The following is a 13,013-nucleotide window of genomic DNA, read 5'->3' on the forward strand; positions in this document are numbered from 1 at the left end:
GGCTTCATGTGCGCATGCGCTGGACCAGGATCGTTGCCGCTGTGAGCCTGCCGGCTCTGCTGCTTGCCGGATGCAAGGACGATAAAAAGCAGGAGACGTTGCAGCCGGCCTTCGACATGACCGGCTATGCCCGGCAGCTCGTCGAGCAGAACCTGCGTGCCCTTTCGGACTCGCCGCCCGCCGTCAGGATCCGCGGCGTGCAGGTGTATCCGCAGGCCATGCCACGGCAGATCGCCGTCTGCGGCCAGGTCGACCTTGCGCGCGGCAATGGCGGCATGTTCACGCTGTTCGTCTCCGTGGTGTCCTACGAGGACGGATCCGGCGCGAAACCCCCCGGCTTCCAGGTGGACCAGACCGTTGCCGAGACGGTCGAGGCAGCAAACCGGGTGTGGGCCAAGATGATCACCTACTGCTACGAGAACGGCGGGCCGCCGCCGCCTCCACCACCCACCGCCGCGAGCGCACCCCAGCCCCCGGCGACGGCCGCGACCGAACCTGCGGCCACGCCGCCGGCGGCGTCGGCCGCCACCCCGGCGGACAGCGGCCATGCCCAGCCCCCGCCCCGCCGCGAGCGCACGGCCACGAAGGACCCGGCAACGGCCAGCCCGCGGGAAGCCCCGCCCCCTCCGCCGCCCCCCCGGGAGGTGCCGCACCCGCCGGCCGTCACGCCGGCGCGCGAACCAACCCCGCCCAAGGTCACGGCTGACACACCGGCCAGGGCGCCGGCCTCCGGCAGCGTGGTGCTGCGGCAGCCCGGAAACCTGCGCGCAGGCCCGAGCGGCGGCGGCGAGGTCATCCGCGTCGTGCCCAGGGACACGACCTTGCGGGTCTTCGGGGAAGCGCCCGGCGGCTGGTATCAGGTCGGCGACGCCGCGCCGTGGGGGTGGATCCACAGCAGCATGGTGCAACGGCAATAGATCGCGGCCGGCACGTTGCCCTTCCATGTTCAAGGGCGATGCAGACGGCCCTAGAGGATACCCCGGCCGCCGCGGCGGGCCGCAGGAGCCCGCGGGCACGCCCCTTTCCGGCATGCTGCTCGGCTACGGCGCCACGGTGCTGATCCTGATTGGGGCCGCGCTGGCCTGACATGCCGAGGGCCGAACCACCACAAGGCTGGTGGACCTGACCGTGCTGTGGGCGGCCACCATCCTGGCCTTCCTCGGCGGGGTGCGGCGCGGCCTTGCCTTCCGCACGGTGAACCCGCCCCCTGCCGGCGCGGTCGCGGCGGCGTTGGGGCTGTTCGCGCGGGTCTTGCTGGCCCTGCTGGGCGAACTGGTTCTGCTGTGGACCCGGGCCTGAACGGGACAAGCGGCCGGGCCCCATGCCGAAACGGCATGGGGCCCAAGCCGCGTCAGAAGGTGATGGTGCTGCGCAGTCCGAAGATGGCGGCGTCGCCGATGCGCTTGGTGGGATCGAGCGGATCGGGCACGCCGCCGGCCGGGCGGAACACGTACTGGAAGTCCGGCTGCACGATCAGCCATGGCGTGACCTGCGCCTGGTAGGTCAGTTCCAGCACCGTCTCGCTGTTGCGGATCGGATAGGACGCATCGGTGAAATACGTCACGTCGCGATCGTAGCGGCGGGCCTTGGCACCGATATGGGCATAGCCGATGCCCAACCCGATCGTGTCGTCCTCGCGGGCGGGGATCGCCCCCTTCCAGGTGACGCCCACGTTCATGAAGAAGTTCACCGGATTGCGGTCATTGGTGGTGCCGGTGATGCGGCCGAACACGCCGATGCCCTGGTCCTTGGTGCCGGGCTTGCGCCAGACCATCTGGTCGGCCACGGCATAGAGGCTCCAGTTGTTGGTGCGGCCCAGCGCCACCCCGCTGCTCGACGGATCGGCGAGCAGCAGGCCGTCATTGGCATAGCGCTGGTCGGAGAACTGGTTGGAGTTGTACCAGCCACCGACCTTGTAGGTGCCGGGAAGCCCGGTCGCGTCCTCGCCGCCGTTGATGCTGTACTGCACCTCGCCGATGACGAAGACGCCGCGGTTCAGGGTGAACGAGGTGCCGGAGGGGTTGCGCACCTGCGGATCCGGATTCTCCCCGACCGGGGCGGGGTCGCCGCTGTAGACGCCGAGCAGGACAGCGAGATCCTCGCGCGGCTTCACCTTCAGCCGCACGCCGGGGGTGGCCAGCGGATAGGCCGGGCCGCCGGAGGGCAGGTCTACCGCCGCCAGGGTCGGCCAGCCGAACGATGCATTGATGAACAGCCCGCCATACTGGGAAACCTGGAATTCCTGGTCGGCCGCCTGCTGGCCGACGCGCACCGAGACGCGGTCGTCGAACAGCGCCTGCTCGTACCACAGCTCGAACAGCCGGGTGGCGCGGGTGGCCTCGATGCCGCTGACGGTGTTGATGTTGCCGATGTTGTTGGAACTCAGGCCACGGCCGTGGATCTGGTAGGCGCTGGCGTTGAAGGTGCCGCCGGGCAGGCCGAACGCCTTCCCGGTATCGACCTGCACCCCCATCAGCGTGGCGCCCTCGTAGACCGCGCCCTGGCGGAAGCCGCCGCTGACATTGCCGAGCACCTCGCTGGTCTCCTGCAGGGTCAGGGTGACGCCGGCATCCTCCAGCCGGGAGCGGAGCCCGCCGAGATCACCGAGCATGTGCTCGCGTTCCCAGAAGCCTTTTTCCGGCTCGGCCCCGGTCTGCGGGCCGGCACCGAGCGGCTGCTGCTCACGGGTTTCGGGGGCGGCCGGAAGTGGTGTCTGCGCCAGCGCCGGCAGCGCGGCGACGCTCGCAAGCAGCAAGGCGAGGAGGGACCGGGACACCGCAGGCGATGATGCCAGGACGGCCGGACGGAATGATGAATGCGGATGCATCGTGGATCTACGCTTCTTTCGACGTTCGCGGGAGGTACGGAGGGGCACGAGGGGCATCACCACACCCAGAACAGCAGAACCCAGGCGAAGGCCGAGAAGCCGGCGGCAAGCGCAACACAGCCCGTGGTCGCGGCCCGGTGGATCCGATTGGCGACGGGCCAGGTGCCGCCGACCCGCCAGGCCAGCCAGCTCGACCAGGCCAGCGCGCCGGCCAGCAGCAAGGCACGGATGACAGCGAGGCCCGGGACGCTCACGCCCTCGGCATGCAGCAGGGTGATGGTGGTGGCACTGAGGCCAAGGAAGACGCCGCAGCCGGCCATCGGGATCAGCGTCTGGGCGAGATGATGGAAACGGCCCCAGGACCAGGGACCGGCGAGGCGCACGCCCGCGGCCAGCAGGGCGGCAAGCGACAGGCCCCAGGCCAGCGCGGTGGCGCCGACATAGGCCAGCAGCATGGCGCCATCGAGCAGCGACAGCACGTCGTTCTGCGCGGGATAGTCAGTCAGCAGCCACCACGGCGCCGAGCGCTCCAGCGGCCAGAGCACGCCGGCCTCGACCAGCCAGTCGGCGGCGAATTGCTTGGCGGCGATGAACCAGGGGCTGGACGACCAGTGGAAGGCACCGACCGCCACCCCCATCAGGCCGAACAGGATCAGCGCCGTTTCCCAGGGATTGGCGCGGGAGCCGGCCACGTGCACGACCTCGTGGGCGGGGGAGCGGGCGGCGAGGGTGATGGCGTCGCGGAAGCCGCTGCAGCGGCCGCACATATGGCAACCGCCGGCGCTGGTCATGGTGCGGATCGGCACCAGCGGCGCGCAGTTCACCGGCGGCGGAATCTCGCGGCGGCGTTGCGAAGCCTGCCACGCCACCGGATCGACCCGGAAATGAACAGGGGCAAGGCGGGCGAGCAGGTCGAACACGCCGTTGACCGGGCAGAGATAGCGGCACCAGACCCGCTTGTTGCGGCCATAGACCAGCCCGACCGCGATCGCCGCCAGCGTCGAGCCGCCGAGCACCACCAGCACCGGCGCCGGATACTGGTAGACGCTGACCATCTGGCCGTAGACGGTGGTGGCGACGAAGGCGACGAAGGGCCAGCCGCGCCAGGTGATCCAGCGCGGCACCGCCCGGCCGAGGCTGCGGCGGCTGGCGAATTCGCTGAGCGCGCCTTCCGGGCAGAACAGGCCGCACCAGCTGCGCCCGACCAGCACCATGCTGAGCAGCACGAAGGGCCACCAGATGCCCCAGAAGGCAAACTGGGCGAACAGGGTCAGGTCGTTCCACACATGCGCGGTGCGCGGCGGCAGCGGCAGGAAGGCCGGCACCGCCACCAGCACCACGTAGCAGCCGACGACCCCCCATTGCAGGATCCGGATCCGGTGCCGGTTGCGGGCGAGCCAGTCGCCGAACCGCGCCAGCGCCTGGTGCAGCGCGACGCGGCCCGGCGGGCGGGCAAGCATGACCGACGACACGGAACTGATCCTAGCGCGCAATCAGAACGGCCTTGGCATCCGGGTGAAAGTCATCGAAGAAATCGTACTCACCAGGAGCGAGTCGCCGAAACACAAGACTCGACGTAGCACCGCCGATCAATACTTTCTCTTTGTGCAGCGATGCACTTTCGAATTCCACCGGCGACACGCCGGTATTGCTGATTTCCAGCTTGAATGGCTGGTTCGCGGGAACCTCCAGCCGCGTCGGCTCGATGGTGCCGTCCTTCATGATGATGCGGAACACCGGCATCTCGTCGGCCCGGGCAACCGGCGCCGCGGCCAGCGCGCCGGCAAAAGCCAGCGCGTTGACCAGAAGGAGGAAGCGCCCCTGCATGCGGGCCTCAGTAGCCGCCCTTCTTGCCGATGCCGGCGAAGGTGAATTCATGGGAAACCTGGAACGGCTTGAACCACGGACCGACGCCGGTCTCCTTGTCGACATGGCGGCCGAAATGCTGCATCTCGCCCGGGGGGGCAATGGTCACCGTCAGCTTGTACTTGCCCGGACCAAACAGTTTCACGTTGTCCCCATAATGCGGGCCGTCATTGGCGACCATCGCCATCATGTCGCCTTCGACCTTCTGGCCGTTGTCGATCCTGACCACCTCGTAGCGCACGGCCAGGGCCGGCACCCACTCGCCGTCGGGAAAGCCGTTGCGGTTGCCGGCGGTGGCCTTGATGTCGGCTTCGAGATGGACGTCGGAGTCAGCGGCGGCACGCATCATGCCCAGCGGATCCATTTCGATCGGCTGCAGATAGACAGTGCCGATTTCCATGCCGGACTGCTTGACCGGCTTGCCGATCGGGTATTCGCGCGCGAAGGCGGTGCCGCCGGCGAGCGCAAGGGCGGCAAGAGTCAGGGGAAGCAGTCGGGGGATGCGCATGATGGCCTCTGGACGAAACGGAACAATGACGCAGGGCTGGCTAGCGCAATTGCAAGTAACTTGCAATTGCAATCTCGGAAGCGAGAAGCTCTGCCCTACCGAGTGCGCCATCGAATGCGCCATCGAATGCGCCCCTGGGAACCCCCGCCCCAGCCTGATAGGTTGCTGCCGCCCCGGAGCCCCCTTGCCTCCGGCGGCCGTCACGCCGGTCCATCGGCCCAACGGTTGGATTGCCGTTCCTTGACACCAGATTCCTTGCTGCGTCGTCCTGCTTCCCCCGGCCCCGGGCTGCACCCGCTTCCGTGCCCGCCCGGCCCCGGCGACACCTTCCCCCATTCGTAGGATGACGATGGGATTTGCAGGCCCCAGGGATCCGGGAATGCGACTGGCAGACAGCATGACCGCCGCCCGCCGGCACCGGCGGTCCGCCACCAGGTCACGGCACGCGCGGCGCTGGCGCCTGCCGTCCTGGGTGGTGCTGTCGCTGCTGCTGCACCTGGCAATCCTCATCGCCATCCTGGTCCACCCGCAGCGCGAGGTGACACTGCCGCAGGCCGCCCAGCCGCCCTCGGTGGACATGGTGATGGTCGAGCCCGGCAGCCCGGATGCGGCGCCCTCACCAACCCCCGAACCCAACCCGACCAGCCCGGAGGCCGGCAGGAACGGGGTCCCAGCACCGCCGCTGCCGACCCCATCGCCCCCGCAGCCAACCCCCGAACCCACGCCGGCGCCCGCGCCGAGGGCAGCGGTCGAACCCGCCCCTGCCTCGCCTCCACCGCCACCCGCCCCCGCGCCTCGCCCGGCCGAGATCCCCGCCCAGCCACCGGCGCCGCCCGCCAGCGCACAGGCGCCGTCAGAGGCGGAAGAACCACTGCCCACGCCACCGATCCCGCCGCCGGAACCCGCGCCCATGCCGCAGCGACAGGCGGCACTGTCCGTGCCGAGGCCACCCACGACGGCGGCACCCCGCCCGTCGCCCGCCTTTCCGCAGCCCATGGCCCGGTCATTGGATTTCGGCTCGGCCGCCGTGCTGCGGGCCGCGCCGTCCGCGCCCGCCTCGCCGCCGCGCATGCGGGGCATGGACCTCGCCATCGGCCCGGCGGCCCGCGCGAGCAAGGGCGCGATCCCGCGCAATCCCACCGTGGCCAACGGCATGGTCCGGGTCGAGGGCGCGGATCTCGGCGATGACTGGCTGCGGCAACTGCACGAGTGGTGGAACCGCCACAGCTACTACCCGCCACAGGCGGCGGCGGCGGGCGAGGACGGCACCACACGCATCCGTGTGGTCGTCAACCGCTCCGGCCGGGTGGAGAAGGTCGAGCTGGAGATGCGCTCGGGCAGCCAGTGGCTGGACCTGGGCTCGCTCGCGATCTTCCGCAATGCGATGCTGCCGCCATTCCCGCTGTCGACACCGCAGGATCGCGCCGACCTGCTGCTGACGCTGAACTTCATCCTGGTCCGGCACTGAGGCCGGGTCGCGCCGCCATCCGGGTCATGGACGTCCCTCCAGTCCGGCTGCGCCCCCGCCGCCGCGACGCAGGTGCCGGATGCCGTCGCAACCGGCGATGACCACGTCATGCGCGATGCCGAGGAACAGCCCGTGCTCCATGATCCCGGCACGGGCGGCGAGTGACCGCGCCAGGTCCGCGGCATCGGCAATCGGACCGAACCGGCAGTCCAGGATCAGGTTGCCCTGGTCGGTGCGCAGCTCGGCGCCGGCCGCGTCCCGGCGCAGCGCCACCTCCGCGCCGAGCGTGGCCAGGTAGCGCGCCTGCGACTGCCAGCCATAGGGCAGCACCTCCACCGGCACCGGCCAGCGCGTGCCGAGGCACGGGGACAGCTTGCCGTCATCGGCGACGATGATGACGCGGCGGCTTGCCTCGGCCACGATCTTCTCGCGCAGCAGCGCGCCGCCGCCGCCCTTGATCAGGTCGAGCCGTGGATCGATCTCGTCGGCGCCGTCGATGGTCAGGTCGATCGCACGCGGCATGTCGTCGGCAAGCAGGGGAATGCCGAGGCTTTCAGCTTCGCGCCGAACGGCCACCGAGGTGGCGAAGGCGACGACCTCACGCAGCGCCCCTTCCTGCAACAGGGCGGCAATGTGGCGCGTGGCGAAGATCGCGGTCGAACCGGTCCCCAGCCCGACGGTCATCCCCGACTGGACGAACGCCACGGCGTGCTCCGCGGCCTGACGCTTCAGCATGGATGTCGCGGTCTCGTCGCCCATGCACTGCCTCCATGAAACGGGTTCGTCCTCGCGACCATGACCTGTGGCGCGCGGGGGCGGCTTCAACCGCCGCCATCCGCCACGGGCCTGGACGCCAGGGATATAACGTTATAACATTACACTCAAGGTCAGCGACGGAACCGCCTGGTCCACTCCCCACCGTGCCGGCATCCGGCGAATGCAGATGCAAAGGAAGGCGCCATGTATCGACGCAGGATGCTGTTCACTCTGGCCGGAGCCGCCATCGCCGGCCCCATCGCACGCGCAGAGCAGACCGTGCCGGTCGTGGCCAGTTTCTCCATTCTCGCCGACATGGTTCGCCAGATCGGCGGCTCGGCCGTCTCGGTGCGCTCCCTGGTACCACCCGATGGCGATGCCCACACCTACGAGCCGCGCCCCTCCGATCTACAGGCGGTACACAGCGCACGTCTTGTGGTGATCAACGGCCTTGCCTTCGAAGGGTGGATGCAACGCCTGCTGCCGGCCTCCGGCTATCAGGGGCCGGTCGTCACCACGACCGAGGGCGTGACGTCGCGGACCATGCGCGAGGAAAGCGGGCAAGTGGCAACCGATCCGCATGCCTGGCAGGATCCGCGCAACGGCGTCATCTATGCCCGCAACATCGGCGAGGGACTGGCCAAGGCAGTGCCCGACCATGCGGCGGCGTTCCGGGCTGCGGCCGCCGACTATGCCCGTCGCATCGCCGAGACCGATGCCTGGATCGAAAAGCAGATTGCCGCAGTGCCTCCCGGCAAGCGCCGCATTCTCACCAGCCACGATGCGTTCGGCTATTTCGGGGCACGTTACGGGATCGAGTTCCATGGCATCGAAGGCATCAGCACCGAATCGGAACCCTCCGCGGCGAGCATCGCGGCATTGGTGAAACTCATCCATGAGGAAGGCATCAAGGCCGTCTTCGTGGAGAACATGACGAGCCCGCGCATCGCTCGCACGGTGGCACGGGAAAGCGGCGCCGTGCTCGGCCCGGCAGTCTATTCCGACGCGCTCTCACAGCCGGGCGGGCCCGCGGATACTTATCTGAAAATGTTCCGTCACAATGTGCCGCTGTTCGTGAAAGCCATGATGGCAAACTGATATCCTGCGGCGAAATCCGGAACTTTCGCAAGGCGCGATGATGCGGCGGCGTCCCCCCGGTGACGAGGGGACGCGCTAAACGTGTTTGAAGGCCGCGCCGGCCTTCCTATACTCCCCCCGCCGGCAGGGTGCGTCCATTCCGGACCACCCGCCCAACCGGAGACGATCAGGGGGGGTGGGGTGATTACCAGGCATTTTCAACTCGGCGCGGATTTCCCCGAGGTCAGCTACGCCGACTGGCGCAAGGCCGTGGAAGGCGATCTCAAAGGGGCTCCCTTCGAGAAACGCATGATCTCGCGCGGCTACGAGGGAATCGAGCTACAGCCGCTCTACACCGAGGACATCTTCCCGACCCGCGAGGATCCGTCCGGCGTACCGGGCCATCCGCCCTTCGCCCGTGCGGCCTCGGTCCTGGGCAACCGTCTGCAGGGCTGGGACATCCGCCAGGAACCCGATCATCCCGATCCGGCGCAGGCGAATGCGCAGATCCTTGATGATCTCGCGGGGGGCGGCACTTCGGTGTCGCTGCGCCTGGATGCGGCCGCATGGCACGGCCTCGATGCCGACGCCCCGCAGGCCGGGCAGTGGTTCGGCCGGGATGGCGTCGCGATCTCCACCACGGCCGATCTGGCGCAGGTGCTGGACAAGATCCGGCTCGACGTCGCCGGGGCATGGCTGCATGCGGGCGCGGCCTTCCTGCCGGCCGCGGCGCTCTATGTCGCCACGGCGCAGGCCAACGGCGTCACGCCCGACCGGCTGCTCGGCGGCTTCAACGCCGATCCGCTCGGCACGCTGATGCATGATGGCAGCCTGCCGGTGCCGGTGGAACGGGCGCTCGCCGACACCGCCGACCTTGCTTCGTGGACCGCGGCGAACGCACCGCGCATGACCGCGGTCGAGGTGAACACCTCGCCTTATCATGATGCCGGCGCGAATTCGGTGCAGGACCTGGCATTCCTGCTCGGGAGCGGGGTCGCCTACCTGCGGGCGCTGACCGATGCGGGGCTCGACGTGAGCCTGGCCGCCCGGCAGATCCAGTTCAGCATCAGTGTCGGCGCCCGGTTCTACCAGGCAATTGCCAAGCTGCGGGCGGCACGGGTGCTGTGGGCCGCGGTGGTGGCGGCCGCCGGAGGCACCCCGGACGCGCAGGCCATGCGGATGCGGGTCGCGACCGGGCGCCGCGTGCTGACCACGCGCGGCCAGTCCGTCAACATCCTGCGCAACACCGTGGCCGCCTATGCCGGCGCGATCGCCAGCGCCGAGGCCATCACCACCATTCCCTTCGACGCGCCGACCGGCATCAGCACAGAGCAAAGCCGGCGCAACGCCCGCAACACGCAGATCGTGCTGGCCGAGGAATGCCACCTCAACCATGTCGTCGATCCGGCCGGCGGGGCCTGGTACATCGAGTGGTATACGCAAACCTTCGTTGAACAGGCCTGGGCGCTGTTCCAGCAGATCGAGGCGCAGGGCGGCATGATCGCAGCCATCGCCAACGGCTGGGTGGCAGAGCGCATCGCCGCCGTCGAGACGAAACGCGAGCGTGACATCGCCAGCCGCAAGGTGCCGATCACCGGCATCAGTGAGCATCCCAGCATCCACGAATTGCGCACGCCGCAACAGGTGATCGACCGGGCCGCCCTGCGCGACGCCACGGCCCGGAAGCTGGCGGCGTGGCGGTCGGGGCACGCATCGGGTACGGCGCTGGCCGCGCTCGCCGCCTCCCAGGACGGACGGACCGCGGCCGCGATCGCGGCGGCCCAAGCCGGTGCGACCCTGGGCGAAATCGCCGCTGCGCTGGTGCCGCCGGGCAGCGAGCCGGCCCATGTGTCGCCGCTGGTCGTGCATCCCTACGACGAAGCCTTCGAAGACCTGCGTGACGCCGCCGAGGCTTTCGCGACCCGCAAGGGCCATCCGCCGCGCGTGTGGCTCGCCGGCATCGGCAGCATCGCCGAGCAGACGGCCCGCCGCAACTTCAGCCGCAACCTGTTCGAGAGCGGCGGCTTCGAGGTGCTCGGCCACGAGGCCGCCACGGATGTGGAACAGGCTGCTGCTGCCTTCGCGCAGAGCGGTGCCACGGTCGCGGTGATCTGCTCGACCGACAAGCGTTACCCGGCCGTGGTGCCCGAGCTGGCGCCGAAGCTGAAGGCGGCCGGTGCGCGCCATGTCATCCTGGCCGGCAATCCCGGTGCGGCGGAAGCAGCCTACCGGGAAGCCGGCGTGGACCGGTTCATCTTTGTTCGCTGCGACGTCCTGGAAACCTTGTGGTCGCTGCTGCGCGCGGAGGAGGCGGTGTAATGAGCCGGATCCCGAACTTCGCCACCAAGTCCTGGGCGGACGTCCGTCCCGCGGCCACCGCCCCGCAATCCTGGCAGGAGGCCGCCACGCGGCAGGCCGGGCGGCCGCCGGCCGAACTGGCCTGGAACACCGAAGAAGGCATCGCCATCCGGCCGCTCTATACCGGCGCCGATATCGCCGGGTTGGAGCATCTGCATACCTATCCGGGCTTCCCGCCTTTCGTGCGCGGCCCGTACGCGTCGATGTACGTCACGCGCCCCTGGACGGTACGGCAATATGCCGGCTTCTCCACCGCCGAGGCCTCCAACGCGTTCTACAAGCGCAACATGGCGGCGGGGCAGAAGGGGCTGAGCATCGCCTTCGACCTGCCGACGCATCGTGGCTACGATTCCGACAACCCGCGCGTGGCCGGCGATGTCGGCATGGCCGGCGTCGCCATCGACAGCATCCTTGACATGCGCATCCTGTTCGACGGCCTGCCGCTCGATCAGATCAGCGTGTCGATGACAATGAACGGCGCCGTGCTGCCGGTGCTGGCGATGTACGTCGTCGCCGCGGAAGAGCAGGGGGTGAAGCAGGCGCAACTGACCGGGACCATCCAGAACGACATCCTCAAGGAGTTCATGGTCCGCAACACCTTCATCTATCCGCCCACGCCAAGCATGAAGATCGTGGGCGACATCTTCCGCTACACCAGCCAGCATATGCCGGCGTTCAACAGCATCAGCATCTCCGGCTATCACATGCAGGAGGCTGGGGCGACCGCCGACCTTGAGCTCGGCTACACGCTCGCGGACGGGCTGGAATACCTGCGCACCGGCATCGCCGCCGGACTGAAGGTGGACGAGTTCGCGCCGCGGCTGTCGTTCTTCTGGTCGATCGGCAAGAACGTCATGATGGAAGTCGCCAAGATGCGCGCCGCGCGCATGCTGTGGGCGAAGATCGTCAATCAGTTCGACCCGCACAACCCCAAGAGCCTGTCGCTGCGCACGCACAGCCAGACCAGCGGCTGGAGCCTGACGGCGCAGGACGTATTCAACAACGTCGTGCGCACCTGCGTCGAGGCCATGGCGGCGACCCAGGGCCAGACGCAAAGCCTGCATTCCAATTCGCTGGACGAGGCGCTCGGCCTGCCGACCGAATTCTCCGCCAACATCGCCCGCAACACCCAGCTTTTCCTGCAGGAGGAAACCGACACCGACCTGGTGATCGATCCCTGGGGCGGCAGCTACTACGTCGAATGGCTGACCAACGAGCTCGCCCAGAAGGCCTGGAGCCATATCGTCGAATGCGAGGAGCATGGCGGCATGACCAAGGCCATTGAGGCCGGGCTGCCGAAGATGCGCATCGCCGACGCCGCGGCCCGCACCCAGGCGCTGATCGACAGCGGCCAGCAAACCATCGTCGGGCTCAACCGCTACCGGCCCACGCATGACGATCCGATCAACGTGCTGAAGATCGACAACACCGCGGTGCGCGAGGCGCAGATCCGCCGGCTGCAGGAACTGCGGGCGTCGCGCGACCAAAACGCGGTGACCGCGGCGCTGGAGGCGCTGACCGCCAGCGCCCGCAGCGGCGAGGGCAACCTGCTCGCGCTGTCGATCGAGGCGGCCCGGCTGAAGGCCAGCGTCGGCGAGATCAGCGACGCACTGGAAAAGGTCTATGGCCGCTTCCAGCCGCAGCCCCAGCTCGCCACCGGCGTCTACGCCCGCCAGATGGGAGAAGGCATCACCATCGTGCAGCGCATCCGCGAAAGGGTCGACGCCTTCCTGGAGGCCGAGGGACGACGCCCGCGCATCCTGGTCGCCAAGCTCGGCCAGGATGGGCATGACCGCGGCCAGCAGGTGGTCGCCTCGGCCTTCGCCGATCTGGGCTTCGATGTGGATATCGGCCCGCTGTTCCAGACCCCCGAGGAAGCCGCGCAGGCAGCGGTGGACAACGACGTGCACATCGTCGGCGCGAGCTCGCTGGCGGCCGGGCACCTGACGCTGATCCCGGCGCTCAAGCGCGCTTTGGTCGCCCTCGGCGCGCCGCATATCCTGGTGGTGGCCGGCGGCGTGATCCCGCCGCAGGACTACGACGAGCTGCGGCGCAACGGCATCGACGCGATCTTCGGGCCCGGTTCGGTGATCGCCGACTCCGCCGGGGCCCTGCTGGACATGCTGGACCGGCGGGCGGCGGCGGACTGACAG

General features: G+C 69.1%; 12 protein-coding genes. 7 read left to right on the forward strand and 5 right to left on the reverse strand.

Going from position 1 to position 13,013, the window contains the following annotated elements:
• Positions 1-41 precede the first annotated feature (41 nt).
• Genes NBY65_RS10170 through NBY65_RS10180 form a run of 3 tightly spaced genes read left to right on the forward strand, consistent with a single transcriptional unit; the run spans position 42 to position 1,299 of the window.
• Positions 42-917 carry an SH3 domain-containing protein gene (locus NBY65_RS10170; RefSeq protein WP_162530672.1) on the forward strand — a complete coding sequence of 292 codons (876 nt, stop codon included), beginning with the start codon at positions 42-44 and terminating at the stop codon, positions 915-917.
• Positions 918-942: 25 nt separating this feature from the next.
• Positions 943-1,086, forward strand: coding sequence for a hypothetical protein (locus NBY65_RS10175; RefSeq protein WP_162530673.1), 144 nt, complete (start codon positions 943-945; stop codon positions 1,084-1,086).
• A 30-nt stretch (positions 1,087-1,116) separates the two neighbouring features.
• Entirely contained in the window at positions 1,117-1,299 is a 183-nt protein-coding gene (locus NBY65_RS10180) for a hypothetical protein (protein ID WP_150042374.1), read from the forward strand.
• Between the two features lie 52 nt (positions 1,300-1,351).
• Here NBY65_RS10180 and NBY65_RS10185 read toward each other — a convergent pair whose 3' ends face one another.
• The 4 genes from NBY65_RS10185 to NBY65_RS10200 all read right to left on the reverse strand — a co-directional run bounded on the left by NBY65_RS10185 (position 1,352) and on the right by NBY65_RS10200 (position 5,324).
• On the reverse strand, positions 1,352-2,776 hold the full coding sequence (locus NBY65_RS10185) for a carbohydrate porin (protein ID WP_250265655.1): 1,425 nt from the start codon (positions 2,774-2,776) through the stop codon (positions 1,352-1,354).
• Positions 2,777-2,883: 107 nt separating this feature from the next.
• Positions 2,884-4,299: a 4Fe-4S binding protein gene (locus NBY65_RS10190; protein ID WP_203330755.1), complete on the reverse strand. Its 1,416-nt coding sequence runs from the start codon at positions 4,297-4,299 to the stop codon at positions 2,884-2,886.
• 10 nt (positions 4,300-4,309) lie between these two features.
• A complete protein-coding gene (locus NBY65_RS10195; protein WP_150045659.1) occupies positions 4,310-4,654 on the reverse strand; it encodes a cupredoxin domain-containing protein in 345 nt (114 codons plus the stop codon).
• Positions 4,655-4,661: 7 nt separating this feature from the next.
• The gene (locus tag NBY65_RS10200; RefSeq protein ID WP_239003265.1) at positions 4,662-5,324 is read right to left on the reverse strand and encodes an iron transporter; all 663 of its coding nucleotides are present in this window, start codon (positions 5,322-5,324) and stop codon (positions 4,662-4,664) included.
• A 256-nt stretch (positions 5,325-5,580) separates the two neighbouring features.
• Between NBY65_RS10200 and NBY65_RS10205 the strand changes: the two genes are divergently transcribed.
• Entirely contained in the window at positions 5,581-6,669 is a 1,089-nt protein-coding gene (locus tag NBY65_RS10205; protein ID WP_150045658.1) for an energy transducer TonB, read from the forward strand.
• Positions 6,670-6,693: 24 nt separating this feature from the next.
• On the opposite strand, the gene rpiA is transcribed toward NBY65_RS10205, so the two are convergent.
• Entirely contained in the window at positions 6,694-7,428 is a 735-nt protein-coding gene (gene rpiA / locus NBY65_RS10210; RefSeq protein WP_150045657.1) for a ribose-5-phosphate isomerase RpiA, read from the reverse strand.
• A gap of 201 nt (positions 7,429-7,629) precedes the next feature.
• Between rpiA and NBY65_RS10215 the strand changes: the two genes are divergently transcribed.
• The 3 genes from NBY65_RS10215 (at position 7,630) to scpA (ending at position 13,010) form a co-directional block, all read left to right on the forward strand.
• Entirely contained in the window at positions 7,630-8,523 is an 894-nt protein-coding gene (locus NBY65_RS10215; protein ID WP_150045656.1) for a metal ABC transporter solute-binding protein, Zn/Mn family, read from the forward strand.
• Positions 8,524-8,703: 180 nt separating this feature from the next.
• A complete protein-coding gene (locus NBY65_RS10220) occupies positions 8,704-10,821 on the forward strand; it encodes a methylmalonyl-CoA mutase family protein (protein ID WP_150045655.1) in 2,118 nt (705 codons plus the stop codon).
• Positions 10,821-13,010: a methylmalonyl-CoA mutase gene (scpA, locus tag NBY65_RS10225; protein WP_150045654.1), complete on the forward strand. Its 2,190-nt coding sequence runs from the start codon at positions 10,821-10,823 to the stop codon at positions 13,008-13,010. Before NBY65_RS10220 ends, scpA begins: the two co-directional genes overlap by 1 nt.
• Positions 13,011-13,013: the final 3 nt, after the last annotated feature.

Source organism: Rhodovastum atsumiense (assembly GCF_937425535.1).
GTDB lineage: Bacteria > Pseudomonadota > Alphaproteobacteria > Acetobacterales > Acetobacteraceae > Rhodovastum > Rhodovastum atsumiense.